General features: G+C 67.9%; 23 protein-coding genes and 1 tRNA gene. 22 read left to right on the top strand and 2 right to left on the bottom strand.

The features are described 5' to 3' along the window. Positions 1–70: 70 nt before the first annotated feature. Both rpmG and DX116_RS02000 read left to right on the top strand, forming a co-directional pair. A complete protein-coding gene (rpmG, locus tag DX116_RS02005) occupies positions 71–241 on the top strand; it encodes a 50S ribosomal protein L33 (RefSeq protein ID WP_119702548.1) in 171 nt (56 codons plus the stop codon). A gap of 77 nt (positions 242–318) precedes the next feature. After that, entirely contained in the window at positions 319–1,365 is a 1,047-nt protein-coding gene (locus DX116_RS02000) for a UDP-N-acetylmuramate dehydrogenase (RefSeq protein ID WP_119702547.1), read from the top strand. Here DX116_RS02000 and DX116_RS01995 read toward each other — a convergent pair. Both DX116_RS01995 and DX116_RS01990 read right to left on the bottom strand, forming a co-directional pair. Next, positions 1,287–1,796, bottom strand: coding sequence for a DUF4190 domain-containing protein (locus DX116_RS01995; protein WP_119702546.1), 510 nt, complete (start codon positions 1,794–1,796; stop codon positions 1,287–1,289). The two genes, DX116_RS02000 and DX116_RS01995, sit on opposite strands and share 79 nt — an antisense overlap. Before the next feature lie 55 nt (positions 1,797–1,851). Then, positions 1,852–2,940 (bottom strand): adenosine deaminase, encoded by a 1,089-nt coding sequence (locus DX116_RS01990; protein WP_233556536.1) that lies wholly within the window; start codon positions 2,938–2,940, stop codon positions 1,852–1,854. A gap of 148 nt (positions 2,941–3,088) precedes the next feature. Here DX116_RS01990 and DX116_RS01985 point away from each other — a divergent pair. From DX116_RS01985 to DX116_RS01890, 20 genes are all read left to right on the top strand, one after another. Next, positions 3,089–3,161: transfer RNA gene (locus DX116_RS01985), tRNA-Trp, on the top strand. A gap of 78 nt (positions 3,162–3,239) precedes the next feature. Continuing rightward, positions 3,240–3,461, top strand: a complete 222-nt coding sequence (gene secE / locus DX116_RS20035) for a preprotein translocase subunit SecE (protein ID WP_199715888.1) — start codon at positions 3,240–3,242, stop codon at positions 3,459–3,461. 58 nt (positions 3,462–3,519) lie between these two features. Continuing rightward, entirely contained in the window at positions 3,520–4,341 is an 822-nt protein-coding gene (gene nusG / locus DX116_RS01975) for a transcription termination/antitermination protein NusG (RefSeq protein ID WP_378018827.1), read from the top strand. Between the two features lie 63 nt (positions 4,342–4,404). Then, positions 4,405–4,833 carry a 50S ribosomal protein L11 gene (gene rplK, locus DX116_RS01970; RefSeq protein ID WP_119702544.1) on the top strand — a complete coding sequence of 143 codons (429 nt, stop codon included), beginning with the start codon at positions 4,405–4,407 and terminating at the stop codon, positions 4,831–4,833. Between the two features lie 98 nt (positions 4,834–4,931). Then, positions 4,932–5,645: a 50S ribosomal protein L1 gene (gene rplA, locus DX116_RS01965; RefSeq protein ID WP_119702543.1), complete on the top strand. Its 714-nt coding sequence runs from the start codon at positions 4,932–4,934 to the stop codon at positions 5,643–5,645. 335 nt (positions 5,646–5,980) lie between these two features. Further along, a complete protein-coding gene (gene rplJ, locus DX116_RS01960) occupies positions 5,981–6,646 on the top strand; it encodes a 50S ribosomal protein L10 (protein WP_119702542.1) in 666 nt (221 codons plus the stop codon). A 54-nt stretch (positions 6,647–6,700) separates the two neighbouring features. After that, on the top strand, positions 6,701–7,093 hold the full coding sequence (gene rplL / locus DX116_RS01955; RefSeq protein ID WP_119702541.1) for a 50S ribosomal protein L7/L12: 393 nt from the start codon (positions 6,701–6,703) through the stop codon (positions 7,091–7,093). Between the two features lie 336 nt (positions 7,094–7,429). Then, complete coding sequence (locus DX116_RS01950) at positions 7,430–8,383, top strand: ABC transporter ATP-binding protein (RefSeq protein ID WP_119702540.1); 954 nt, start codon at positions 7,430–7,432, stop codon at positions 8,381–8,383. Next, positions 8,380–9,156 carry an MlaE family ABC transporter permease gene (locus DX116_RS01945; protein WP_119702539.1) on the top strand — a complete coding sequence of 259 codons (777 nt, stop codon included), beginning with the start codon at positions 8,380–8,382 and terminating at the stop codon, positions 9,154–9,156. Before DX116_RS01950 ends, DX116_RS01945 begins: the two co-directional genes overlap by 4 nt. A gap of 5 nt (positions 9,157–9,161) precedes the next feature. Further along, positions 9,162–9,989, top strand: coding sequence for an MlaE family ABC transporter permease (locus DX116_RS01940; RefSeq protein WP_119704064.1), 828 nt, complete (start codon positions 9,162–9,164; stop codon positions 9,987–9,989). A gap of 3 nt (positions 9,990–9,992) precedes the next feature. Then, complete coding sequence (locus DX116_RS01935) at positions 9,993–11,432, top strand: MCE family protein (protein ID WP_119702538.1); 1,440 nt, start codon at positions 9,993–9,995, stop codon at positions 11,430–11,432. Beyond that, positions 11,429–12,523 carry an MCE family protein gene (locus DX116_RS01930; protein WP_119702537.1) on the top strand — a complete coding sequence of 365 codons (1,095 nt, stop codon included), beginning with the start codon at positions 11,429–11,431 and terminating at the stop codon, positions 12,521–12,523. The genes DX116_RS01935 and DX116_RS01930 overlap by 4 nt, the downstream gene beginning before the upstream one ends. Next, the gene (locus DX116_RS01925) at positions 12,520–13,524 is read left to right on the top strand and encodes an MCE family protein (RefSeq protein WP_119702536.1); all 1,005 of its coding nucleotides are present in this window, start codon (positions 12,520–12,522) and stop codon (positions 13,522–13,524) included. The genes DX116_RS01930 and DX116_RS01925 overlap by 4 nt, the downstream gene beginning before the upstream one ends. Before the next feature lie 8 nt (positions 13,525–13,532). Further along, positions 13,533–14,741: an MCE family protein gene (locus DX116_RS01920; protein ID WP_119702535.1), complete on the top strand. Its 1,209-nt coding sequence runs from the start codon at positions 13,533–13,535 to the stop codon at positions 14,739–14,741. Next, positions 14,741–16,183 (top strand): MCE family protein, encoded by a 1,443-nt coding sequence (locus DX116_RS01915; RefSeq protein ID WP_119704063.1) that lies wholly within the window; start codon positions 14,741–14,743, stop codon positions 16,181–16,183. The genes DX116_RS01920 and DX116_RS01915 overlap by 1 nt, the downstream gene beginning before the upstream one ends. After that, positions 16,180–17,409 (top strand): MCE family protein, encoded by a 1,230-nt coding sequence (locus DX116_RS01910; protein WP_158591870.1) that lies wholly within the window; start codon positions 16,180–16,182, stop codon positions 17,407–17,409. The genes DX116_RS01915 and DX116_RS01910 overlap by 4 nt, the downstream gene beginning before the upstream one ends. A 44-nt stretch (positions 17,410–17,453) precedes the next feature. Next, the gene (locus tag DX116_RS01905; protein WP_119702533.1) at positions 17,454–18,002 is read left to right on the top strand and encodes a hypothetical protein; all 549 of its coding nucleotides are present in this window, start codon (positions 17,454–17,456) and stop codon (positions 18,000–18,002) included. Further along, positions 17,999–18,814: a hypothetical protein gene (locus DX116_RS01900; RefSeq protein WP_119702532.1), complete on the top strand. Its 816-nt coding sequence runs from the start codon at positions 17,999–18,001 to the stop codon at positions 18,812–18,814. The genes DX116_RS01905 and DX116_RS01900 overlap by 4 nt, the downstream gene beginning before the upstream one ends. A 316-nt stretch (positions 18,815–19,130) precedes the next feature. Then, positions 19,131–22,592, top strand: a complete 3,462-nt coding sequence (gene rpoB, locus DX116_RS01895) for a DNA-directed RNA polymerase subunit beta (RefSeq protein ID WP_119702531.1) — start codon at positions 19,131–19,133, stop codon at positions 22,590–22,592. 95 nt (positions 22,593–22,687) lie between these two features. Continuing rightward, a complete protein-coding gene (locus DX116_RS01890; protein ID WP_119702530.1) occupies positions 22,688–26,509 on the top strand; it encodes a DNA-directed RNA polymerase subunit beta' in 3,822 nt (1,273 codons plus the stop codon). Positions 26,510–26,569 lie beyond the last annotated feature (60 nt).

Raw genomic sequence — 26,569 nt, 5'->3', positions numbered from 1 at the left:
CCGCACGATCACACCGGCACTGCGACAGACCGGCAACACGTCAGCGACATCGATCAAGAAGAGGCACCCCGTGGCCAGCAAGAGCTCAGACGTTCGTCCCAAGATCACCTTGGCCTGCACCGAGTGCAAGGAACGCAACTACATCACCAAGAAGAACCGCCGCAACGATCCCGATCGCATGGATCTGATGAAGTTCTGCCCCCGCGAGAAGCGCCACACGCTGCACCGCGAGACCCGCTGACCTCTCACGTGTCCCACGAAGACCCCCGCTGCCCACGGCAGACGGGGGTCTCGTCGTTCCCTGCTAGCGTCGCGGCCATGCGCCTCGCCGACCTGACGACCCTGCGCCTGGGCGGCCCGGCCCGAGCCGTCATCGACGCCACGACCGAGCAGCACCTCGTCGACACCGTCCGCGTCGCCGACGAGGCCGGCGACGCGGTCCTGGTGGTGGGCGGCGGCAGCAACCTGGTCGTGGCCGACGACGGCGTCGACGCGACGGTCGTGCGCGTGCTCACCCGGGGCGTCACGGTCGATGCCGATGCGTGCAGCGGCGCGATGGTGACGGTCGCCGCGGGCGAGCCCTGGGACGCCTTCGTGGCCCATGCGGTGGGCCAGGGCTGGGTCGGCGTCGAGGCGCTGTCGGGCATCCCCGGCTCGACCGGAGCCACCCCGATCCAGAACGTCGGCGCCTACGGCCAGGACGTCTCGCAGACCATCGCGTCCGTGCGCACCTACGACCGGTACGACCGCCGCATCCGCACCTTCGCCGCGGCCGACTGCGGCTTCTCGTACCGGCACAGCCGCTTCAAGGCCGAGCCGCAGCGTCACGTCGTCCTGTCGGTCACGTTCCAGCTGGCCCTCGGCGACCTCGGCGCGCCGATCGCCTACGGCGAGCTGGCCCGTGCCCTCGGCGTGGCGGTGGGCGACCGCGCGCCGGCCGCCGACGTGCGCGACGCGGTGCTGGGCCTGCGCCGGGGCAAGGGCATGGTGCTCGATCCTGACGATCCCGACACCTGGAGCGCCGGCTCGTTCTTCACCAACCCGCTGCTGTCGCCCGAGCAGGCCGCGGCCCTGCCGGCCGACGCGCCGCGCTTCGAGCAGCCCGACGGATCGGTCAAGACCAGCGCGGCCTGGCTCATCGACCACGCCGGCTTCGCCAAGGGACACGGCGGCACCGACGTCTCGCTGTCGACCAAGCACACGCTGGCGCTGACCAACCGGGGGAGCGGCACCACGGGCGCCCTGCTCGAGCTGGCCCGCGAGGTGCGCGACGGGGTGCAGCGCGCCTACGGCATCACGCTGGTCAACGAGCCCGTGCTGGTCGGCTGCACGCTCGACAGCAGCGCCCCCAGCACCGAGTCGTAGCTGCTGTCGTCGTCCCAGAAGTCGGGCTGGGTGTACGTCAGCACGACGAGCAGCACGATGCCCGCGACGGCCAGGGCCAGCAGCGCCGTGCCGACGATGCCGAGCACCTTTCCGGCGGTCGCCTCGCTCCGTCCGCTCAGCGCCCCCGCGCTCGCGTCGATCTCGCGCTCGGCCTTGGCGCCGAGGTACCAGGCGAACGGCGCCATGAGCACCGGGATGCCGCAGACGAACAGGCCGGCGACCGCGACGATGCCCATGACCATCGACGTCGTGGCGTCGGTGTGCTTGGGCGGCACGGGGTACGGGTAGTAGTAGCCGGGCGGGGGCGTCGCGCCCTGGCCGGCACCGTGCTGGGGCGGCGGGTACGCCGAGCCCCAGTTGGGCTGGTGCTCGGGGGACGACGGCCCGCCGGGCGGGGGTGTCTCGCTCATGGCGACAGCCTCGCACAGGAGGCGCTCAGCGGTCGCGCCTCGGCGGCGCCCGTCGCTACCGCCCCGCGGGAGCGTCCAGCCACGCGTCGACGCGCGAGAGAGCGCCGTTCACGAGGTCGGACGGCGCGTACGACCGGCGGATGGACATGCGGGCCAGCTCGGCGAGCTCGGCGTCGCTGAAGTCCTGGGCGGCCCGCAGGACCGCGTACTGGCCACCGAGGCGCGAGCCGAACAGCAGCGGGTCGTCGGCACCCAGGGCGACGTCGATGCCGGCCGCGGTGAGCGTGCGCACCGGCACCTCCTCGAGGGTCGCGTAGACGCCGAGCGACACGTTGGACGTGGGGCACACCTCGAGGGCGACCCCGCTGGTGGCCAGGCGGTCGAGCACGGCCTCGCTCTCGGCCGCGCGCACACCGTGCCCCAGGCGGTGGGGGTGCAGGTGGTCGAGGCACTGGGTGACGTGGGCCGGGCCGCGCAGCTCGCCGCCGTGGGGCACGAGCGCCAGCCCAGCCCGCTCGGCGATCGCGAAGGCCGGTCCGAAGGCGGTCGTGTCGCCGCGGCGCTCGTCGTTGGACAGCCCGAACCCGATCACGCCGCGGCCGGCGTACTGCGCGGCCAGACGGGCGAGCGTCCGCGCGTCGAGGGGGTGCCGCGTGCGGTTGGCCGCGACGACCAGGCCCATGCCGATGCCGGCCTTCTCGCCGGCCTCGCGCACCGCGTCGATGACCAGGTCGGTGAACGCCGTGATGCCGCCGAACCGGGCGCCGTAGCCCGAGGGGTCGACCTGGATCTCGGTCCAGACCGAGCCGTCGGCCGCGTCGTCGAGCGCCGCCTCGAGCACCAGGCGGCGCACGTCGTCCTCGGTGCGCAGCACCGACCGCGCGACGTCGTAGAGCCGCTGGAAGCGGAACCAGCCCTTCTCGTCCATGGTGCTGAGCTCGGGCGGCCACTCGTCGGTCAGCGAGCTGGGCAGGCGGATGCCGTCGCGCTCGGCCAGCTCGACCAGCGTGCCGTGGCGCATCGACCCCGTGAAGTGCAGGTGCAGGTGGGCCTTGGGCAGTCGCGCCAGGGGCCGCGATGCATCGGGGCTGGTCGCCACCTCGGGAGCGTCGCCGCTGTGGTCGCGCATCTGCCCCTGCTCCATCCGGCCATCCTGCCAGCCCGCCCGCCGGCGCTCACCGCGCCTCGGTTCGACGGGGCCACGTCGCACCACGTACACTGGGCGGACCGGTGAATATTCACTCTCAATCGTCATGCCCGCACGTGGGTCCGGCGACGAGCGAAATTGACTGAGGGCACTAGCTCAACTGGCAGAGCATCGGTCTCCAAAACCGAAGGTTGGGGGTTCAAGTCCCTCGTGCCCTGCGACACAGCACCAGAACACCGCACGACCACGAGCAGCACGACCACGCTGCGACACGACGAGAAGTACGAAGGAGTCCCGTGAGCGACCGTCACGAGCTGGCCGGCACGTCCGGCAAACGCACGTCGCCGATCACGTTCTACCGTCAGGTGATCGCCGAGCTGCGCAAGGTCGTCTGGCCCACGCGTCCGCAGGTCATCAACTACTTCTGGGTCGTCCTGGTGTTCGTGCTCGTCATGATGGCGATCGTCGCAGGACTCGACTACGGCTTCGGCCAGCTGTCGTTCAAGATCTTCGCCTAGCCGGGGCCGACGCCCCGCACACCTGCCTCACGGCACCCACCCGCATCAAAGGATCACAGTGACTCAAGGTTACGAAGAGAACGTCGACGAGCAGACGGACGACTCGTCCGACGTCGACGCGCCCGACGCACCCGTCGAGGAGACCGACGTGGTCGACGCGACCGAGGACGCCGAGCCCGTCGTCAGCGACGACGACGCGATCGAGGCCTCGGCCGACGACGCCGAGGGCGACGACGAGGCCTCGGCCGACGACGCCGAGGAGCCCGTGGTCGACGCGCTGCAGGAGTTCAAGGACCGTCTGCACAACCAGATCGGCGACTGGTACGTCGTCCACACGTACTCCGGCATGGAGAAGCGCGTGAAGTCCAACCTCGAGAACCGCGTCACCTCGCTCAACGCCGAGGACTACATCTTCGAGGTCGTCGTGCCGACCGAAGAGGTCGCCGAGATCAAGAACGGCCAGCGCAAGCTCGTCAAGCGCACCGTCCTGCCCGGCTACGTCCTGGTCCGCATGGACCTCACCGACGAGTCGTGGGGCGTCGTTCGCCACACCCCGTCGGTCACGGGCTTCGTGGGCAACTCCCACCAGCCCGTCCCCCTCAGTCTTGCCGAGGTCGAGAGCATGCTCGCCCCGGCAGTGGAGGCCGAGGTCGCAACTGCGGCCGACGCCCCCGATCAGCAGCAGACGAAGGCCGCCAAGGTCGAGTTCTCCGACTTCGCCGTCGCCGACTCCGTCATGGTCGTCGATGGACCGTTCGCCACGCTGCACGCGACCATCACCGAGATCAACATCGACGCACAGAGGGTCAAGGCCCTCGTGGAGATCTTCGGTCGCGAGACTCCGGTCGAGCTCAGCTTCACCCAGATCCAGAAGGTCTGAGCAGACCGCACGCGCCATCAGCACCACTCATCGCTCTACCGCTACAAGTCAAGGACCCGAGAAATGCCTCCCAAGAAGAAAGTCGCAGCCATCGTCAAGGTGCAGCTGCAGGCCGGTATGGCCAACCCGGCACCGCCCGTCGGTACCGCGCTCGGCCCCCACGGCGTCAACATCATGGAGTTCTGCAAGGCCTACAACGCGGCCACGGAAGCCATGCGCGGAAACGTCGTCCCGGTCGAGATCACGATCTACGAGGACCGCACGTTCAGCTTCATCACCAAGACGCCGCCCGCGGCCGAGCTGATCAAGAAGGCCGCCGGTCTGCAGAAGGGTTCGGCCGTCCCGCACACGGACAAGGTCGGCAAGATCTCGAAGGACCAGATCCGCGAGATCGCCACGACCAAGCTGCCCGACCTGAACGCGACCGACATCGACGCCGCCATGAAGATCGTCGAGGGCACCGCGCGCTCGATGGGCGTCACGACGGACTGACGTCCGCTCCACCTGCACCACACACCGCACCACTAGTGGCAGGGCCGGCTGGGCCCGCACAGACCACGACTGGTCCACACCAAGAAGGAACACCAGAGATGGCACAGCACAGCAAGGCGTACCGCCAGGTCGCCGAGAAGATCGACAAGGACAGCCTCTACTCGCCCCTGCAGGCGACGACGCTGGCCAAGGAGTCGGGCAGCAAGAACTACGACTCCACCGTCGACGTCTCGGTCCGCCTCGGCGTCGATCCCCGCAAGGCCGACCAGATGGTGCGCGGCACCGTCAACCTTCCGCACGGCACGGGCAAGACCGCACGGGTCCTGGTCTTCGCCACCGGCGCCAACGCCGATGCCGCTCGTGAGGCCGGCGCCGACTTCGTCGGTGCCGACGAGCTGGTCGACAAGGTCAACGGCGGATGGCTCGACTTCGACGCCGTCGTCGCGACGCCCGACATGATGGGCAAGGTCGGTCGCCTGGGCCGCGTGCTCGGCCCGCGCAACCTGATGCCGAACCCCAAGACCGGCACCGTCACGCCCGACGTGGCCAAGGCCGTCGGCGACATCAAGGGCGGCAAGATCGAGTTCCGCGTCGATCGTCACGCCAACCTGCACTTCGTGATCGGCAAGGCCTCGTTCTCGGCCGAGCAGCTCGCCGAGAACTACGGCGCCGCGCTCGACGAGATCCTGCGCATCAAGCCGGCCAGCTCGAAGGGCCGCTACGTCAAGAAGATCACGGTCTCCACGACCAACGGTCCCGGCGTCCCGGTCGACCCGAGCCGCACCAAGAGCTACGCGGTCGACGAGGCCTGACACCTCCCGATCGACGCCCCCGCAGCCGTCCGGCTGCGGGGGCGTCGTCGTCCGGGCGCGCACGGCCACCGGATTCCCACGGCCCCATGGTGTTCTGTCACCCGACGCGATTTGGTCGCGAGGTGCCCGTGCCCTATCCTGGAACTGCCGAAGACCGCTGGCTGGCGACTCACGAGTCGCTCGAAGCGCCCGAAGGGGCGGCCCGCGCAGGATCACGAACCAGATGCAGCAATAGCGTCCCGTGGCCCTGTGCCCGGGACGTTTCTTCGTGTCGGGCCCGTGTACGCACATGGGATCGCAGTCGAGGTACGGACCCATGTGCTGGAAGGAGACCCATGGTCAACGCGGAAAAGATTGCCGCCGTTGCCGAGCTCGCAGACAATTTCCGTGAGTCGAGCGGCGCAGTTCTCACCGAGTACCGCGGTCTCACCGTGAAGCAGCTGCAGGAACTGCGGCGCTCGCTCGGTGAGGACGTGCACTATGCCGTCGCCAAGAACACGCTCACCAAGATCGCCGCCAAGGACGCAGGTGTGGAGCTCGACAACGAGCTGCTCGTCGGTCCGACCGCGATCGCCTTCATCAAGGGCGATCCGGTGCTGGCAGCGAAGAGTCTGCGTGACTTCGCGAAGGGCAACACCCCCCTCATCATCAAGGGAGGCTTCCTCGACGGGAAGATCCTCTCCGCTGAGGAGATCAACAAGCTGGCCGACCTCGAGTCGCGCGAGGTCCTCCTCGCCAAGCTCGCAGGTGGCATGAAGGCCAGCCTGTCCGGCGCAGCGTCGCTGTTCGCCGCCCCGCTGTCGCAGGCCGCCCGTGTGCTGGGTGCCCTGCAGGCGAAGGCCGCAGACGACCCGTCGATCCTGGCAGCGGGCCCCGAGCCCGTCGCCGGAGCCGCCGAGGAGGCCCCCGTGGCCGACGAGGCGACCGATTCCCCGGCCGAGGCACCCGCCGACGCCGCTCCTGTCGAAGCGTCTGCCGACGCCGAGACGTCCGAGGGCTGAACGCCCGATTCACATCGGGACCCCCTCGGGGTCTCATAACGGAAGGACGCCACCATGGCGAAGCTCAGCACCAGCGACCTGCTGGACGCATTCAAGGAAATGACCCTCATCGAGCTCTCCGAGTTCGTCAAGGAGTTCGAGGAGACGTTCGACGTCACCGCGGCCGCTCCTGTTGCCGTCGCCGCGGCTCCCGCCGCCGGTGGCGCTGCTGCCGGTGGCGACGCCGCCTCCGAGCAGGACGAGTTCGACGTCATCCTCGAGGGTGCCGGCGAGAAGAAGATCCAGGTCATCAAGGAAGTTCGCACGATCACCGGTCTCGGACTCAAGGAGGCCAAGGACCTCGTCGAGGGTGCGCCGAAGCCCGTCCTCGAGAAGGCCAACAAGGAAGCTGCCGACAAGGCCAAGGAGGCCCTCGAGGCCGCCGGCGCCAGCGTCACCGTCAAGTGACACGTAGCTGACTGCACGCTCAGGGCGCTTCTTCTTCGGAAGGGGCGCCCTTTGCCGTGCCCGGCGCAGCCGGAGACGGTGTCGATCGTCGATTCGCCCAGCCCCCAGGACGATCGTCCCGTAATCTGTCGGTGACCCCGGTCACGTTTGTGACTCGGAGTTACCTGCGGTATGTTCCCTAGGTCCGCGATTGTTACTCGTGAGTCACGATCGGACACAGAGGCGTAACCGCAGGTGGTGTGTCTCGTTGTGTCTGTGTCCGCGATCACGTTGTCGCAGGCGTCGTAAGTCCTGCCGGCGTTGCCGGCATCCGCGGGAAGCAAGGAGGGGCCGTCCGTGGGCGTAGAAGTCGTCGTCGAAGGTCTGACGAAGAAGTTCGGTAGCCAGACGATCTGGAACGACGTCACGTTGACGCTTCCGGCCGGCGAGATCTCGGTGATGCTCGGGCCGTCGGGCACGGGCAAGTCCGTGTTCCTGAAGACCCTCATCGGTCTGCTCAAGCCCAACTCGGGTCACGTGTTCATCGAGGGCGTCGACATCGCCAACTGCAAGGAGAAAGAGCTCTACGAGATCCGCAAGCTCTTCGGCGTGCTGTTCCAGGACGGCGCGATGTTCGGCTCGATGGACCTCTACGACAACGTCGCCTTCCCGCTGCGCGAGCACACCCGCAAGTCCGAGTCCGAGATCCGCACCATCGTCATGGACAAGATGGAGCTGACCGGTCTGGTGGGTGCCGAGCGCAAGCTGCCCGGCGAGATCTCCGGCGGCATGCGCAAGCGCGCCGGCCTGGCCCGTGCCCTGGTGCTCGACCCCGAGATCCTGCTGATCGACGAGCCCGACTCGGGTCTCGACCCCGTGCGCACCTCGTACATCAACCAGCTGTTCATCGACCTCAACGCGCAGATCGACGCGACCTTCCTGATCGTCACGCACGACATCAACACCGCACGTCGCGTGCCCGACAACATCGGCCTGCTCTACCACAAGCACCTGGCGATGTTCGGTCCGCGCGAGATGCTCCTGACGTCCGAGGAGCCCGTCGTGGCGCAGTTCCTCAATGCGCAGACCGTCGGCCCGATCGGCATGAGCGAGGAGAAGGACGCCGACGAGCTGGCCTCCGAGGCCGGCATCGCGATGCCCGCGCTGCCGCCCGTCCCGCTGCAGCTCGAGACCTCCGACGGACGCCCCCGCCGCGGTCAGCGCGATCCCGGTGCGTGGTGCCGCGACAACGGCGTCACCCCGCCGCCGGGCTCGTTCGCCCGCGACGCCGACCAGGCTGTCACAGCGTGAGCCTCAGCATCGTCACGGGACCCGCCAGGGTCTCGGGCAACCTGTTCGCCTTCGCGCTCGACGTGCTCGTGGCGCTGTTCCGCCGGCCGTTCCAGCTCAAGGAGTTCCTGGTCCAGGCCTGGTTCATCGTCAAGGTCACGATCGTGCCGACGGCCTTCGTGGCCATCCCGTTCGGCGCCGTGATCGCCCTGCAGACCGGCGGGCTCATCAAGCAGTTCGGTGCCCAGTCGTTCACGGGATCGGCAGCCGTGCTGGCCGTGGTCCAGCAGGCCGGTCCGATCGCGACGGCCCTGCTCATCGCGGGCGCGGCCGGCTCGGCCATCGCCGCCGACTTCGGCGCCCGCCGCATCCGCGAAGAGCTCGACGCCATGATGGTGCTGGGCATCGACCCCATCCAGCGGCTCGTGGTGCCCCGCGTGCTCGCCACGATGCTGGTGGCGGTCTTCCTCAACGGCATCGTGACGGTCGTGGGTGTCGCAGGCGGCTACGTGTTCAACGTGGTGCTGCAGGACGGCACGCCCGGTGCCTACCTGGCCTCGTTCACGGCGCTCGCGCAGCTGCCCGACATGTACCAGGGCATGGTCAAGGCCCTCATCTTCGGCTTCCTCGCGGCGATCGTCGCGTCCTACAAGGGCATGAACGCCAAGGGCGGCCCCAAGGGCGTCGGCGATGCCGTCAACGAGGCGGTCGTCATCACCTTCACGCTGCTGTTCGTCGTGAACTTCTTCATCACGGCGGTCTACATCCAGCTCGTCCCGCCGAAGGGGATGTGATCGTCATGGCCAGCTTCGCGTCCATCTACACCAAGCCCGCCGGTGCGCTCGACAACCTCGGGCGCCAGATGCTGTTCTACATCCGGGTCGTCAAGTCGATCCCGCGCACGGTCAAGAACTACAAGAAAGAGGTGCTCCGCCTGCTGGCCGAGGTCACCTTGGGCTCCGGCTCGCTGGCCGTCATCGGCGGGACGATCGGCGTCATCGCCGCGATGTGCTTCTTCACCGGCACGTCCGTCGGCATCCAGGGCTATGCGGCCCTCGACCAGCTCGGCACGGCTGCGCTGACCGGATTCATCTCGGCCTACTTCAACACCCGCGAGATCGCTCCGCTCGTCGCCGGCATCGCGCTCGCCGCCACGGTCGGCTGCGGATTCACCGCCCAGCTGGGCGCCATGCGCATCAGCGAGGAGGTCGACGCCCTCGAGACGATGGCCATCCCGTCGCTGCCCTTCCTCGTCACCACGCGCGTCATCGCCGGTCTCATCGCGGTCGTCCCGCTCTACATCGTCGGGCTGCTGGCGTCGTACTTCGCGACCCGGCTGGTGGTCACCCAGATCAACGGGCAGAGCTCTGGCACGTACGACCACTACTTCAACACCTTCCTGCCACCCAGCGACGTGCTGTGGTCGTTCGCCAAGGTGCTGATCTTCGCGATCGTCGTGATCTTGATCCACTGCTACTACGGCTACTACGCCTCGGGCGGCCCGGCCGGCGTCGGCGTGGCCGTGGGCCTGGCCATCCGCACCTCGATCGTGGCGATCAACGTCGTCGACCTGCTCGCCTCGATGGCGATCTGGGGCACCAACGTGACCGTCAGATTGGCGGGCTGACCCATGGCACGCACCCCCGTCCTCGAGCGAGGCTCCTCGCTGAAGGTGCTCGGCGCGCTCTTCGTGGCCATGGTCGTGTTCTTCGTCTGGGTCACCTACGCCTTCTTCACCAAGGCATTCGTCGACTACGACAACGTCACCCTCACGACCGACACCACGGGCGTCAACCTGCCGCGCAACGCCGACGTCAAGCTGCGAGGCATGATCGTCGGCGAGGTCCGCAAGGTCCAGCCCGACGGCGACGGCGTCAAGCTGACGCTCGGCATGAACCCCAAGCTCATCGGCGACGTCCCGAAGGACGTGACGGCGCAGCTCGTGCCCAAGACCCTGTTCGGCGAGAAGTACGTCGCCCTCATCCCGCCGACCGGCGGTGCCGGCGGCGACGCGCTGCAGGCCGGCGACACGATCGCCAAGGCCAACGTGCCGATCGAGGTCGAGACGTTGCTCAACGACCTCTACCCGTTGCTCGAGGCCGTCGACCCGGCCAGCCTGTCGTACACGCTCAGCGCGGTCTCGTCGGCGCTCGACGGCCGCGGCAAGCAGCTGGGCGAGACGCTCGTGACGCTCAACAGCTACCTCAAGAAGCTCAACCCCGAGGTGCCTCAGCTCGTGACCGACGTCAACAAGCTCGGCACGGTCTCTGACGGGTACACCGCGGCGCTGCCCGACCTCGGACGGGTGCTGCGCAACACCGTCGTCACCGGCAACACGCTGGTGGCCAAGAAGGCGCAGCTCGCGGCGTTCTTCGACGAGGGCACCCGCCTGGCCGACACCCTGACCACCTTCACGCGCGACAACGGCGACAACCTGCAGCGGCTGGCCAAGGAGACGCGACCCGTGCTCGAGACGGTGGGCGACTACTCCGTGACCTTCCCGTGCTTCCTGAGGTCGATGTCGACCCTCATCCCGCGACTCGACAGCGCCTACCGCGGCGGGACGCTGCACATCGACGTCGAGCTCATCAAGCAGCCCGATGCCTACAAGGCCAACGAGAACACCGATGTCTCCAAGGCCGACCTCGACCGCGCCTCCACCGGTCCGTCGGCCAAGAACGGCAAGGACGTCAACGCCAGCAACGCGGCCGCCCCCACGTGCCTCGACCTCAACGAGATCAACAAGGGTCGCGCCCAGCAGGAGAAGTACTCGTCCCAGGCCAACCCGTTCACGGTGCCTGCCGATGTCTACAAGCTGGTCGGCGTCAAGAGCAGCCACACCAAGTTCGGCTCCGACAGCGACTTCTCCAAGAACCGCACCGCCGCCAACAGCCTCGAGCTCCAGGACCTCGTCCAGCCCAGCGCGATCGGCATCGACTCCGCCGACGAGCGTGAGGAGCTCAACGTGTTCCTCGGGGCCTCGCTCGGGATGTCGCCCAGCGACGTGCCCGACATCGGCTCGCTCATGATCAGCCCCGTGATGCGCGGATCGGCGGTGACGGCCCGATGAAGCAGCTCGATCGCGAGTCCATGGGAGCGGCCCTGAAGCTGGGCTTCTTCTTCGCCTTCACCGGCCTGGCCACCCTCGTGCTGGCCCTCACCCTCAGCAACGGGTCGTTCGGCGACCGCAACAAGTACAAGGCGATCTTCACCGACGTCACCGGCATGGCCAAGGGCGACGACGTGCGCATCGCCGGCGTCGCGGTCGGGTCGGTCTCCGACATCAAGATCATCGACCGCGACAAGGCGCAGGTCACCTTCGGCGTCGACTCCGACGTGCCCCTGACCGCCAACACCAACGCCACGATCAAGTTCCGCAACCTGGTGGGCCAGCGCTACATCGCTCTCACCCAGGGCGCGGACGGTGCCACGACGGTGCTCAAGCCCGACAGCACGATCCCCGAGTCGCGCACCAAGGAGGCGCTCGACCTCACCGTGCTGCTCAACGGCTTCAAGCCGGTGTTCCAGGCGCTGTCGCCTGAGGACACCAACAAGTTCGCCTACGAGATCGTGCAGACGTTGCAGGGCGAGGGCGGCAACGTCCAGAACCTGCTGGCGCGCACGGCCTCGCTCACCAGCACGCTGGCCGGCCGCGACCAGCTGATCGGCGACGTCATCACCAACCTCAGCACGGTGCTCGACACGGTGGGCTCGCGCGACCGAGAGCTGACCGACACGATCGACACGCTGCAGCAGTTCGTGACCGGCCTCAAGGACGACCGCAACGCGATCCTCGACTCGGTCGACTCGATCTCCGACCTGACCGACGAGACGTCCGACCTGCTCGTCCAGGGCCGGCCGGCGCTCACCGAGGACATCAAGCAGCTCAACGCGCTGACCAAGAACCTGTCGTCCGACCGCAACCTGGCCACGATCTCCAGCGCCATCCAGATCCTGCCGATCAAGACGTCCAAGCTCGGCACGGTCGCCTCCAGCGGCAGCGAGTTCAACTTCTACCTGTGCTCGATCAAGGGCACCTTGACGATCCCGCCGATCAAGCTGCCGGGGCTCACCCTGCCCGCGACGCCGATCGACCTGACCGGGCCCGATCCGGTGAAGATCGGCAACGACCGCTGCGACCAGCCGGGGTACGACCGATGAAGCCCTTCCGCGAACGCAACCCCGTCATCATCGGCGTCATCGGCCTGGCGCTGATCGTGGCCATGATGCTCGGTGCCTTCCGCGCCGACCGCCTGCCGATCATCGGCAGCGGCGACGTCTACCACGCCGAGTTCGCCGAGATCGGCTCGCTGAAGTCCGGCAACGAGGTCCGCGTGGCGGGCGTCTCGGTGGGCAAGGTGCAGGACATCGCGCTCGACGGCAACAAGGTCAAGGTGACGTTCCGGATCGACAAGGGAACCAAGTTCGGGGCCGAGACCGGGGCCGACATCCGCATCCGCACGCTGCTGGGTGCTGAGTTCCTGGCGCTCACCCCGAAGGGCAAGGGCCAGCTGCCCGAGGGCAGCACGATCCCGCTCGAGCGGACGATCGCGCCGTACGACGTCGTCCAGGCCTTCTCCGACCTCAGCCGCACCACCGACCAGCTCGACATCCCCCAGCTGTCCGAGGCGCTCACCACGCTCGGCGACATCTCCGAGCAGACGCCGGCCGAGTTCCGTGCGGCGATCAAGGGCGTGTCCGACCTGTCGCGCAACCTGGCCGCCCGCGACGAGCAGATCAACACGCTGCTCGTCAGCCTCAAGAAGGTCTCCGGGGTGCTCAACAGCCGCAACGACGAGCTCGTGACGCTGTTCAAGGACTCCGACACGCTCTTTCGCGCGATCAGCGAGCGGCGCGACTCGATCCACCGGCTGCTGGTCTCGACGCAGACCATCTCGACCCAGCTGCGGGGCCTTGTCAAGGACACGCGCTCCGACCTGCTGCCGGCTCTCCGGCAGCTCGACAAGGTCACCGACATGCTGCGCAAGAACGAGGCCAGCATCGACGAGGCCCTGCGGGTGTATCCCGGCTTCACGACGGTCTTCGCCAACGCGCTCGGCACCGGGCCCTGGTTCGACACCTACCTGGGCGGCCTGACGTCCTTGGGCGGAGTGACGCAGCAGCTGACCGATGCACTGACACCGAAGGGGGCAGCACAGTGAGCGGTTCCATGGCTCAACGGTTCGCCGGCTTCTCCAAGGTCCTGGCCGGCGTCGTCGTCCTGCTGCTGATCGCGGCGACCTTGCTGTTCCTCAACAACGGCGACGACAAGCGCTACCTGACCGTCGACTTCGACCAGACCAACTCGGTCTACAAGGGGTCCCAGGTCAAGATCCTCGGCGTCGAGGTCGGCACCGTCGAGAGCCTGACCCCGCGCGGCAAGGTCGTCCGGGTCAAGATCGGCTACGACGGCAAGCAGAAGCTGCCGGCCGACGTCAAGGCCGTCGTGGTCTCGCCCTCGATCGTCGGCGACCGCTTCATCCAGCTCGCGCCGGCCTACGACGGCGGTGCGGTCCTGAAGGACAACGCCTACCTGCCGGTCGATCGCACGGCCGTGCCGGTCGAGCTCGATGCGGTCTACCAGTCGCTCGACGACCTGTCGGTCGCGCTCGGCCCCAAGGGGGACGACGCGCAGGGGCCGCTGAGCAAGCTCGTCGACGGCGCCTCCGAGCAGCTCGGCGGTCAGGGCGCGCAGGTCAACGAGACCTTGAAGAACTTCGGCAAGCTCAGCTCGACCCTCTCGGACAACAAGGACGAGCTGTTCGGCAGCCTTCGCGAGGTCAACCAGTTCGTCTCGCTGCTCAAGACCAACGACTCCTCGGTGCGGGCGTTCAACGACAGCACCGCGCAGGTCTCCGAGGTGCTGGCGGGGGAGCGCGACGACCTCGCCGCGACGTTGGCCGCGCTCAGCAAGGCCCTGGTCGACGTCAACGGCCTGGTCAAGGAGAACCGCTCGGCGCTGCGGGGCAACGTCGACAACATCGCCTCGCTGGCCAACGTGCTCGCCAAGCGCAAGTCCGAGCTCGAGAAGATCACCGTCTCGGCACCGACCGCGCTGTCCAACGTCGCGCTGGCCTACAACGGCACGTCCGGCACGCTCGACACGCGCGCCGACATCCCCGAGTTCCTCGCCGGCTCGTTGGGCGATCCCGCGGGCCTGCTGTGCAACCTGCTCGGGCAGACGCCCGTCGAGGGCGGCTGCAAGGACCTCACCAACCTGCTCGGAGGCCTGACCGGCGGGCTCACCGACGGGTTGACCGGTGGGTTGACCGGTGGCGGCGACGCCGCCAGGCCGCGCGCCGCGGCCGCGAGCGGGCTGCCCGCGCCGACGATCGAGAAGGTCAACTCCTCGGTGGCCGAGATGCTGGCGGTGCAGTGATGAGATCCAGGACGACCGGCGCCATCGTGGCCCTCGCGAGCGCGCTCGCCCTCAGCGGCTGCGGCTTCTCGCCCTACCAGCTGCCCCTGCCCGGAGGCGCCGACCTCGGAAGCAAGCCGTACAAGGTCACGATCCAGTTCCGCGACGTGCTCGACCTGGTGCCGCAGAGCGCCGTCCGCGTCAACGACATCGCGGTCGGCAAGGTCAAGGACATCAAGCTCGACGGCTGGACGGCCAGCGTCACGGTCGAGGTCAACCGCGACGCGAAGCTGCCCGACAACGCCGTGGCCACGATCCGCCAGACCAGCCTGCTGGGCGAGAAGTTCGTCTCGTTGGCGCCGCCGGCCACCGGCGCCACGGGGCGCCTCGGCGACGGCGACAAGATCCCGCTCGAGCGCTCCGGACGCAATCCCGAGATCGAGGAGGTGCTGGGCGCGGCCTCGCTGCTGTTCAACGGCGGCGGCCTCGAGAAGACCAACACCATCGTGCGCGAGCTCAACAACGCGCTCGGTGGCAACGAGCCCGAGGTCAAGGAGCTCCTGAACACCACGTCGGACTTCATCGGCCAGCTCGACGCCAACAAGGAAGAGCTGCTGACCTCGCTCGAGAAGGTCAACCGGCTCGCGATCGCGGCCAACGACCAGACCGATGCCATCACCGGCGCGCTCGACGACCTGCCCGAGGCGCTGCGTGTCGTCAACGACCAGCGCGACGAGCTCGTCGGCCTCCTGCAGTCGCTCGACCGCCTGGGCGACGTGGCGACCGGCGTCATCCGCAGCTCCAAGGCCGACACCGTGGCCGACCTCAAGGCGCTCACACCGACGTTGACCAACCTGGCCCGGGCCGGTGACGACCTGGCCACGTCCACCCAGGCGCTGCTGAGCTTCCCGTTCACCGACGGCTTCGTCGGCGGCAGCGTCGCCTCGGCGACGGGCCGTTGCCAGGACGCCGGCAACGGCCAGAAGGAGATCAAGGAAGGCGCCTGCTTCGGCGACTTCGCCAATCTCTCGGTCAAGCTCAACCTCGGCGTCGAGCAGCTCACCAACATCCTGGGTGACTTCGACCTCAGCGACCAGGTGCCCACCCCGAGCGGCTCGACCGCACCCAGCACGTCCGACGTCCCGCAGGGGTCCGACGGCGTGCCGGCGCCGCAGGCCGTGCCGGGCGCCGACCCGACCGCCGATCTGCGCGACCTGGTCAACAGCCTGATCCCGGGCGGCTCGCCGTCCGGGTCGGCGCCCTCCGGTCGCAGCGGCACCGGTCAGCCCAGCGGGGTCCCTGCGGGCGGTGCCGCGGCCTCTCCCACGCCGGCGCCGGCCACGACGACCGCTCCGTCGCGAGGCTTCCTGTGCTCGCTGCTCGGCTCGTGCCGTGCGCCGGTCAGCAACGCAGCGTCCGCCGACCTGGCATCCCTCTTCCTCGAACCGGCGGTGGCCCCGTGATCACCCGACTCACCAAGATCCAGCTGATCATCTTCGCGATCGTCACCGTGATCGGTGGCGCGTTCGTGGGTGGGCGCTACGCCCAGGTCGACCGGCTCGTCGTCGACCGCAGCTTTCCCATCACGGCGCAGTTCACCGACTCCGGCGGCATCTTCGCCGGGGCCCAGGTGACGTATCGCGGCATCGCCGTCGGCAAGGTCAGCAAGCTGCAGTTCGACGGCGCCGGCGTGCGCGCGACGCTCGACATCGAGGACGACGCGCCCAAGATGTCGACCGACGTCATGGCCGTCGTGGCCAACAAGTCGGCCATCGGCGAGCAGTACGTCGACCTGCAGCCGCAGTCGGCCTCCGCGCCCTACCTCAAGGCCGGGTCGAAGATCCCGGTGGCACGCAGCCGCATCCCGATCGACACCACCACGCTGCTGGTCGACGTCAACAACGTCGTCACCTCGGTCGACACCGACAACCTGCGCACCGTCGTCGACGAGCTCGGGCAGGCCTTCGACGGAGCCGGACCCGACCTGGCGCGGATCCTCGACACGTCGTCGGAGTTCATCCGGGCCGCCGACGACAACATCGGCGTGACGCGCGAGCTCATCCGCGACTCCGACAGCGTGCTGCAGACGCAGATCGACAAGCGCGGTCAGCTCTCGACGTTCTCCAAGAACCTCGCCCTGCTGTCCGAGACGCTGGTCGACGCCGATCCCGACCTGCGTCGCCTGCTCGACAAGGGCGCGGGCAGCGCCGCGACGGTGCGCAAGGTGGTCGACGAGAACTCCGCCGACCTCGGCAACGCCGTGCGCGACCTGGTGGTCGCCAACAAGCCGCTGGCCGACAACGTCCTGGGCCTGCAGGCGATCTTCATCCTGTACCCGTACCTGCTCGAGGGCTCGTTCACGGCGCTGGCGCCCGACACGGCCGGTGGCAAGGAGACCGGACAGTACAACGCCAAGTTCGGTCTCGTGCTCACCGACACCACGAAGACGTGCACGTACTCGCAGGACGGCGGCGCCGCGTCGGGCTACCGCAAGAAGCGTCCCGAGAACGTGATCTCCGACGCTCCGTTCGACGTGAACACGGACTGTAAGGTCAAGAACAACATCGCGAGGCAGCCGACCAAGACCGTGCTGCGTCGCTCCGCCGCGGGAAGCGTCACGTACGACGGCCCCACGGCAACTGGAAAGGACTCCTGGAAGTGGCTGTTGAGCGATCCGGTGACCAAGTAGCCAGCTGGTCGCGTCGTCCCCTCGTCATCAGGATCCTCGCGGGAGTGTTCGTCCTGGGCCTCGTGCTCGTGATGGTCGCGACGCTGGTGCTGCCGAGGCTCGGCGACGACGACGAGGCCGAGCGCAATGCCGTCATCTCGCGGGCCAGCGACTTCGCGGCCGCCTACAACACGTACGACGTGGCCGACCTCGCCGACTACCAGAAGCGGCTCAAGGGACTGCTCACGCCGTCGTACAACCGCGAGTTCGTCAAGATCACCGACGCGGTCTTCGGTGCCCTCAAGGACAAGAAGCAGCGCAGCGGCGACGCCCAGCTGCAGGGGGTCGCGATCGACAGCATCGACGACGACTCCGCGACGGCGATCGTCGCGGTCGACTCCAAGATCACCAACACCGACAACCCGGCCGCGGTCGAACGCCGCTTCCGCTGGAAGGTGACGTTCAGCAAGGACAAGGGGAAGTGGCTCGTGTCCAACTTCGAGAGCGTCGCCTCGGTCGATGCCCAGACCGCGCCGGCGGCGTCCGCCCCAGCCCCGACCGAGCCGGCCGCGACCGAGCCGACCCCGACCGATGGTGCAGGTGACGCCCAGTGAGCGACTCGACCGGTCCCGTCCGCCGTCGCCGCATCGCCGGCGAAGCCGCTCCTGCCGCGCCCGCGCCGGCAGCGAAGGCCCCGCTGAGGAAGGCGCGGGCCAAGAAGGTCGCGCGGCCCGAACAGGCGGCGCCGTCAGCCACCGCCCCGGTCGCGAAGAAGACGGCCCCGGTCGCCAAGAAGTCCGCCCCGGTGGTCACGAAGACCGCGCCGGTGGCCAAGAAGGCCCCGCCGGTGATCAAGACCCCCACGGTGGCGACTGCCGCCGCGCGCACGCGCGACGACGTCCGGCCCGAGCGTGCCCCCGGTTCACGACCGTCACGGCGCGACCTGGCCTGGCTGGTGCCGGCCACGCTGCTCGCGCTCGCCTCGTTGGCGGCCGGCGTGTTCCTCATGGTCAGCCCGCCGGGATCGGGCGACGACCTCGACAGCTCGCGCAGCCAGGCGTCGTCGGCGGCAGCGGGTGCGGCCGAGACCATCTTCTCGTTCCGCTACGACCAGCTCGACCAGCACCTGAAGGCGTCCAAGGCGCTCATGACGCCGGCCTTCGCCAAGCAGTTCGACTCGATCGCACCGGCGCTGACCGAGCTGGCGCCGCAGCGCCAGATCGTCGTCAAGGCCGCGACCCGCGAGGCGGCGGCGCTGCCGTGCGGCAAGGACTGCTCGTCGAAGCAGGCCGATGTGCTGGTGTTCGTCGACCAGGCCCGCCTGGTGGGCGATGCGGCCCAGCCCACGGTCTTCGCCAACCGCATCAAGGTGTCGATGGTCAAGGGCGCCGACGGCTGGCGCGTCGCCAACATCCGGGCGCTCTGAGCCTGCCGCCGTCAGGGCGACCAAGGACGATCGTCCCGGCGACAGGCTGCGGCGGCCCGGCCGAAAACGTTGCCGTTGCAGCACGGAACTGTCACGACGCTCACGAAAAGCCAAATAGCGTCACCTATAAAGCCCTCGTTGTCAAGGCCCGCCCTTGCTTCGGCGTGGCTCCCGCGTTACACTGAACTTTCGCGCTCGCCTTGTCCTGCCCATCTGCTGGTTGAGATGGATTGGCGCCCCTTGACCGGGGTCGATTGGCGTGCGCGGAGCACGACCTCTCGAGCCACCCGCCTGCGAGCCCTTGGAAGGACCCCTCTTGGCCGCCTCGCGCACCTCCGCATCTGTTCAGCCCCGCCGTATCTCGTTCGCCAAAATTGCAGAACCCCTCGAGGTCCCTGAGCTTCTCGCTCTGCAGACCGACAGCTTCGCTTGGCTGATCGGCGACGAGAAGTGGCAAGAAGGTGTCGAAGCCGCTCTTGCAGCCGGCCGCACCGACGTGTCCACCAAGTCCGGTCTGGAGGAGATCTTCGAGGAGATCTCCCCGATCGAGGACTTCTCCGAGACGATGAGCCTGTCGTTCCGCGACCACCGGTTCGAGCCTCCCAAGTACTCGGTCGACGACTGCAAGGACCGCGACGTCACCTACGCCGCGCCGCTGTTCGTCACCTCCGAGTTCATGAACAACGAGACCGGCGAGATCAAGAGCCAGACCGTGTTCATGGGCGACTTCCCGCTCATGACCGACAAGGGCACCTTCATCATCAACGGCACCGAGCGTGTCGTCGTCTCGCAGCTCGTCCGCTCTCCGGGCGTCTACTTCGAGCGCACGCCCGACAAGACGTCCGACAAGGACATCTACACGGCCAAGGTCATCCCCTCGCGCGGAGCCTGGCTCGAGTTCGAGATCGACAAGCGCGACATGGTCGGCGTCCGCCTCGACCGCAAGCGCAAGCAGAGCGTCACGGTGCTGCTCAAGGCCCTCGGCTGGTCCGAGGCGCAGATCCTCGAGGAGTTCGGCCAGTACGAGTCGATCCGCCTGACCCTCGAGAAGGACAACACGGTCGGCCAGGACGACGCCCTGCTCGACATCTACCGCAAGCTGCGTCCGGGCGAACCGCCGAGCCGCGAAGCTGCCCAGACCCTTCTGGACAACTACTACTTCAACGCCAAGCGCTACGACACGGCCAAGGTCGGTCGCTACAAGATCAACAAGAAGCTCGGCGTCGACGAGGCGTTCGACCAGCAGACGCTGACGATCGACGACATCGTGTCGACGATCAAGTACATCGTCGCGCTGCACGCCGGCGAGACCGAGCTCGAGACCGCTGCGGGCTCGACGATCGTCGAGGCCGACGACATCGACCACTTCGGCAACCGCCGCATGCGGTCGGTCGGCGAGCTGATCCAGAACCAGCTCCGCACGGGCCTGGCCCGCATGGAGCGCGTCGTCCGCGAGCGCATGACGACCCAGGACGTCGAGGCCATCACGCCGCAGACCCTGATCAACATCCGCCCGGTCGTCGCGGCGCTGAAGGAGTTCTTCGGAACCTCGCAGCTGTCGCAGTTCATGGACCAGAACAACCCGCTCGCGGGCCTGACGCACAAGCGTCGTCTGTCGGCCCTCGGACCGGGTGGTCTGTCGCGTGAGCGTGCCGGCTACGAGGTCCGCGACGTCCACCCGTCGCACTACGGCCGCATGTGCCCCATCGAGACCCCCGAAGGCCCGAACATCGGTCTGATCGGCTCGCTGGCGTCCTACGGTCGCATCAACTCGTTCGGATTCGTCGAGACGCCGTACCGCAAGGTCGTCGACGGCACCGTCACCGAGCAGATCGACTACCTGACCGCGACCGACGAGGACCGCTACATCGTCGCTCAGGCCAACTCGGTCCTGACCGAGAAGTCGACCTTCGCCGAGGACATGGTCCTGGTGCGCCAGAAGGGTGGCGAGGCCGAGCTGCGTCCCGCCGCCGACGTCGACTACATGGACGTCTCGCCGCGCCAGATGGTGTCGGTGGCCACGGCCCTGATCCCGTTCCTCGAGCACGACGACGCCAACCGCGCCCTCATGGGCTCGAACATGCAGCGTCAGGCCGTCCCGCTGATCCGCAACGACGCGCCGCTCGTCGGCACCGGCATGGAGTTCCGTGCCGCCGTCGACGCCGGTGACGTCACGGTCGCCAAGGTCGCCGGCGTGGTCAACGAGGTGTCGGCCGACGCCATCGAGATCATGCAGGACGACGGCTCGTACTTCACGTACCGCCTGGCCAAGTTCAAGCGCTCCAACCAGGGCACCTGCACCAACCAGCGCCCGCTGGTGGCGCACGGTCAGCGGGTCGAGGTCGGCACGCCGCTGGCCGACGGTCCCTGCACCGACGAGGGCGAGATGGCGCTGGGCACCAACCTGCTCGTCGCCTTCATGCCCTGGCAGGGTCACAACTACGAGGACGCGATCATCCTGTCCCAGCGCGTCGTCCAGGACGACCTGCTGACCTCGATCCACATCGAGGAGCACGAGGTCGACGCCCGCGACACCAAGCTGGGCCCCGAGGAGATCACGCGCGACATCCCCAACGTCTCCGAGGAGATGCTGGCCGATCTCGACGAGCGCGGCATCATCCGCATCGGTGCCGAGGTCGGCAACGGCGACGTGCTGGTCGGCAAGGTCACGCCCAAGGGCGAGACCGAGCTGACGCCCGAGGAGCGGCTGCTCCGCGCGATCTTCGGCGAGAAGGCGCGCGAGGTGCGCGACACCTCGCTCAAGGTTCCGCACGGGGAGTCCGGCACCGTCATCGGCGTCCGCGTGTTCGACTCCGCCGAGGGCGACGAGCTCTCGCCGGGCGTCAACCAGCTGGTCCGCGTCTACGTGGCCCAGAAGCGCAAGATCTCCAACGGTGACAAGCTCGCCGGCCGTCACGGCAACAAGGGCGTCATCTCCAAGATCAACCCGGTCGAGGACATGCCGTTCCTCGAGGACGGCACGCCCGTCGACATCGTCCTGAACCCGCTCGGCATCCCCGGACGCATGAACGTGGGACAGGTCCTGGAGACGCACCTCGGCTGGGTCGCCAAGACCGGCTGGGACATCACCGACATGAAGGACGAGTGGGCCGACCGCCTGCGCGCGATCGGTGCCGACCGTGCACCGCGCGACAGCAACGTGGCCACACCGGTCTTCGACGGTGCCCGCGAGGACGAGATCCAGGGACTCCTGGCCTCGACCCTGCCCAACCGCGACGGTGAGCGCATGGTCAAGCGCGACGGCAAGGCGAGGTTGTTCGACGGTCGTACCGGCGAGCCCTTCCCCGACCCCGTCTCGGTCGGTTACATGTACCTGCTCAAGCTGCACCACCTGGTCGACGACAAGATCCACGCACGTTCCACGGGTCCGTACTCGATGATCACGCAGCAGCCCCTGGGCGGTAAGGCGCAGTTCGGCGGACAGCGTTTCGGTGAGATGGAGGTGTGGGCCCTCGAGGCCTACGGAGCGGCGTACGCGCTGCAGGAGCTCCTGACCATCAAGTCCGACGACATCCTCGGACGCGTCAAGGTCTACGAAGCCATCGTCAAGGGCGAGAACGTCCCGGAGCCGGGTATCCCCGAGTCCTTCAAGGTTCTCGTCAAGGAGATGCAGTCGCTGTGTCTCAACGTCGAGGTGCTCTCGAGCGACGGAACCGCTGTCGAGATGCGCGACGCCGAAGAGGATCTCTTCCGCGCCGCCGAAGAGCTCGGCATCGACCTGTCCCGGCGCGAGCCCTCCAGCGTGGAAGAAGTCTGAGCCTCGCGAGGGGCCGTCGTCCGCGACGGCCCCTCGCACCCAGACATCACCTTCCGCCACTTAGCAAGAACCTCTGAAAGGGAAAGAAGACCAACGTGCTCGACGTGAACTTCTTCGATCAAATCCGGATCGGTCTCGCGACCGCCGACGACATCCGCGGATGGTCGTTCGGCGAGGTCAAGAAGCCCGAGACGATCAACTACCGCACGCTCAAGCCCGAGCGCGACGGACTCTTCTGCGAGAAGATCTTCGGTCCCACACGGGACTGGGAGTGCTACTGCGGCAAGTACAAGCGCGTGCGCTTCAAGGGCATCATCTGCGAGCGCTGCGGCGTCGAGGTCACGCGGTCCAAGGTGCGCCGTGAGCGCATGGGCCACATCGAGCTCGCCGCTCCCGTCACGCACATCTGGTACTTCAAGGGCGTGCCCAGCCGCCTGGGCTACCTGCTCGACCTGGCGCCGAAGGACCTCGAGAAGGTCATCTACTTCGCCGCCTACATGATCACCAAGGTCGACGAGGACGCGCGTCACGCCGACCTGTCGAGCCTCGAGGCCAAGATCGAGCTCGAGCGCAAGCAGCTCGAGAGCCGCCGCGACAACGAGGTCAACGAGCGCATGCAGAAGCTCGAGGAAGACCTCAAGGCTCTCGAGGACGAGGGTGCCAAGGCCGACGCCAAGCGCAAGGTCAAGGACTCCGCCGAGCGCGAGGCCAAGCAGCGTCGTGACCGCGCCCAGCGCGAGATCGACCGCCTCGACGAGGTCTGGAGCCGCTTCAAGAACCTCAAGGTCCAGGACCTCGAGGGCGACGAGCTGCTCTACCGCGAGATGACGTACCGCTTCGGCAAGTACTTCGAGGGCTACATGGGCGCCATGGCGATCCAGAAGCGTCTCCAGGACTTCGACCTCGACGCCGAGCAGGAGTCGCTCAAGGAGATCATCGCGACCGGCAAGGGCCAGAAGAAGACCCGCGCCCTCAAGCGTCTCAAGGTCGTCGAGGCCTTCCGTGGCAGCAGCAACGCCCCGGCCGGCATGGTCCTCGACGCGGTCCCGGTGATCCCGCCGGAGCTGCGTCCCATGGTCCAGCTCGACGGTGGCCGCTTCGCCACCTCCGACCTCAACGACCTGTACCGCCGCGTGATCAACCGCAACAACCGCCTCAAGCGTCTGCTCGACCTCGGTGCGCCCGAGATCATCGTCAACAACGAGAAGCGGATGCTGCAGGAGGCCGTCGACTCGCTGTTCGACAACGGTCGTCGTGGCCGTCCCGTCACCGGGCCGGGCAACCGTCCGCTGAAGTCGATCTCCGACATGCTCAAGGGCAAGCAGGGTCGCTTCCGTCAGAACCTGCTCGGCAAGCGCGTCGACTACTCGGGCCGCTCGGTCATCGTCGTCGGCCCGCAGCTCAAGCTGCACCAGTGCGGTCTGCCCAAGCAGATGGCGCTCGAGCTGTTCAAGCCGTTCGTCATGAAGCGTCTGGTCGACCTCAACCACGCGCAGAACATCAAGAGCGCCAAGCGGATGGTCGAGCGTGCTCGTCCGGTCGTGTGGGACGTCCTCGAAGAGGTCATCACCGAGCACCCCGTGCTGCTCAACCGCGCGCCCACGCTGCACCGTCTGGGCATCCAGGCGTTCGAGCCGCAGCTCATCGAGGGCAAGGCCATCCAGATCCACCCGCTCGTCTGCTCGGCCTTCAACGCCGACTTCGACGGTGACCAGATGGCCGTGCACCTGCCGCTGAGCGCCGAGGCCCAGGCCGAGGCACGCGTGCTGATGCTGTCGACGAACAACATCCTGAAGCCGTCCGACGGTCGTCCCGTCACGATGCCGACCCAGGACATGATCATCGGCCTGTACTTCCTGACGCTCGAGCGTTCGGGTCACATCGGCGAGGGCCGTGCGTTCAGCTCGGTCTCCGAGGCGATGATGGCCTTCGAGCGTCACGAGATCTCGCTGCAGAGCCACGTCAAGATCCGCATCGGTGGTCAGACCCTCGACACGACGCTGGGTCGGGCGATCTTCAACGAGGCCCTGCCCGACGACTACCCGTACGTCAACGAGCAGATCGGCAAGTCGCAGCTCGGCGTCATCGTCAACGACCTCGCCGAGCGCTACTCCAAGGTCGACGTCGCCAACGCCCTCGACAACCTCAAGGACACCGGCTTCCACTGGGGCACCCGCTCCGGCGTGACGGTCTCCATCGAGGACGTCGTGACGCCTCCGCGCAAGCAGGAGATCCTGGGTGGCTACGAGACCCAGGCCGCCAAGGTGCAGACGCAGTTCGACCGCGGTCTGATCACCGAGGACGAGCGTCGTCAGGAGCTCATCGAGATCTGGACCCAGGCCACGGCCGAGGTGTCCGCCGAGATGGAGAAGGGCTTCGACGAGGACAACCCGATCTGGATGATGGTCCACTCGGGAGCGCGCGGAAACATGATGCAGGTGCGTCAGATCGCCGGTATGCGTGGTCTGGTGGCCAACCCGAAGGGCGAGATCATCCCTCGTCCCATCAAGGCCAACTTCCGTGAGGGCCTGTCGGTCGTCGAGTACTTCATCGCGACGCACGGTGCCCGCAAGGGTCTGGCCGACACGGCTCTGCGCACGGCCGACTCGGGCTACCTGACGCGCCGGCTCGTCGACGTCAGCCAGGACGTCATCATCCGCGAGGAGGACTGCGGCACCGAGCGTGGTCTCAAGCAGGTCATCGCGACCAAGCTCGACGACGGCCGTCTGACCGCTGCCGAGAACGTCGAGACGGCGGCCTACTCGCGCACGGCGGCGACCGACGTCACGGGCGCCGACGGCGATGTCCTCATCCCGGCCGGCGGTGAGCTCGGCGACGTCGAGATCGCCCGCCTGATCGCCGAGGGTGTCGAGGAGATCAAGGTCCGCACGGTCCTGACGTGCGAGGCCAAGGCCGGCACGTGCGCCAAGTGCTACGGACGCTCGCTGGCCACCGGCAAGCTCGTCGACATCGGTGAGGCCGTGGGCACCATCGCGGCCCAGTCGATCGGTGAGCCCGGCACGCAGCTGACCATGCGCACCTTCCACACCGGTGGTGTGGCCGGTGACGACATCACGCACGGTCTGCCTCGCGTCGTCGAGCTGTTCGAGGCGCGTCAGCCGAAGGGCAAGGCGCCGATCACCGAGTCGGCCGGTCGGGTCGTCATCGACGACTCCGACAAGACGCGCAAGCTCGTCGTCACCCCCGACGATGGCTCGGACGTGCTCGAGTACCCGGTCACCAAGCGTGCTCGCCTCCTGATCCAGGACGGCGACCACGTCGAGGTCGGTCAGATGCTGACGCACGGAACGCCCGATCCGCAGGAGGTCCTGCGCATCCTCGGCGTCCGCCGTGCCCAGGAGCACCTCGTCGACCAGGTGCAGGAGGTCTACCGCTCGCAGGGCGTGGCCATCCACGACAAGCACATCGAGATCATCGTGCGCCAGATGCTGCGCCGGGTGACGGTCATCGAGCAGGGCGACGCCCAGCTCATCCCCGGTGACCTCGTGGACCGTTCGCGGTTCGAGGAGGAGAACCGTCGCGTCGTGGCCGAGGGCGGCACCCCCGCCTCCGGTCGTCCGGTGCTGATGGGCATCACGAAGGCCTCGCTGGCCGTCGAGTCGTGGCTGTCGGCCGCCTCCTTCCAGGAGACGACGCGCGTCCTCACCGACGCGGCCATCCACGGCAAGTCGGACTCGCTGCGCGGTCTGAAGGAGAACATCATCATCGGCAAGCTCATCCCGGCGGGTACCGGTCTCGACCGCTACCGCAACATCCGGGTCGAGCCGACCGAGGCCGCTCGTCAGGCCGCCTACGCCGTCACCGGCTACGGCGACTACGACTACGGCTTCGGCGATGCGGGTGCTGCACCCGTCCAGCTGGACGACTTCGACTTCACGTCGTACGAGAACAGCTGACCGTCTGATCGATTGCGAAGGAGCCCCCGGCCACTGGTCGGGGGCTCCTTCGCGTCCGGG

It is taken from the genome of Aeromicrobium endophyticum, from assembly GCF_003586285.1.
In the GTDB taxonomy this organism is placed as follows: domain Bacteria; phylum Actinomycetota; class Actinomycetes; order Propionibacteriales; family Nocardioidaceae; genus Aeromicrobium; species Aeromicrobium endophyticum.
Note: the sequence above shows the minus strand (reverse complement) of the source record. Positions and strands in the feature narration are given on the sequence as shown.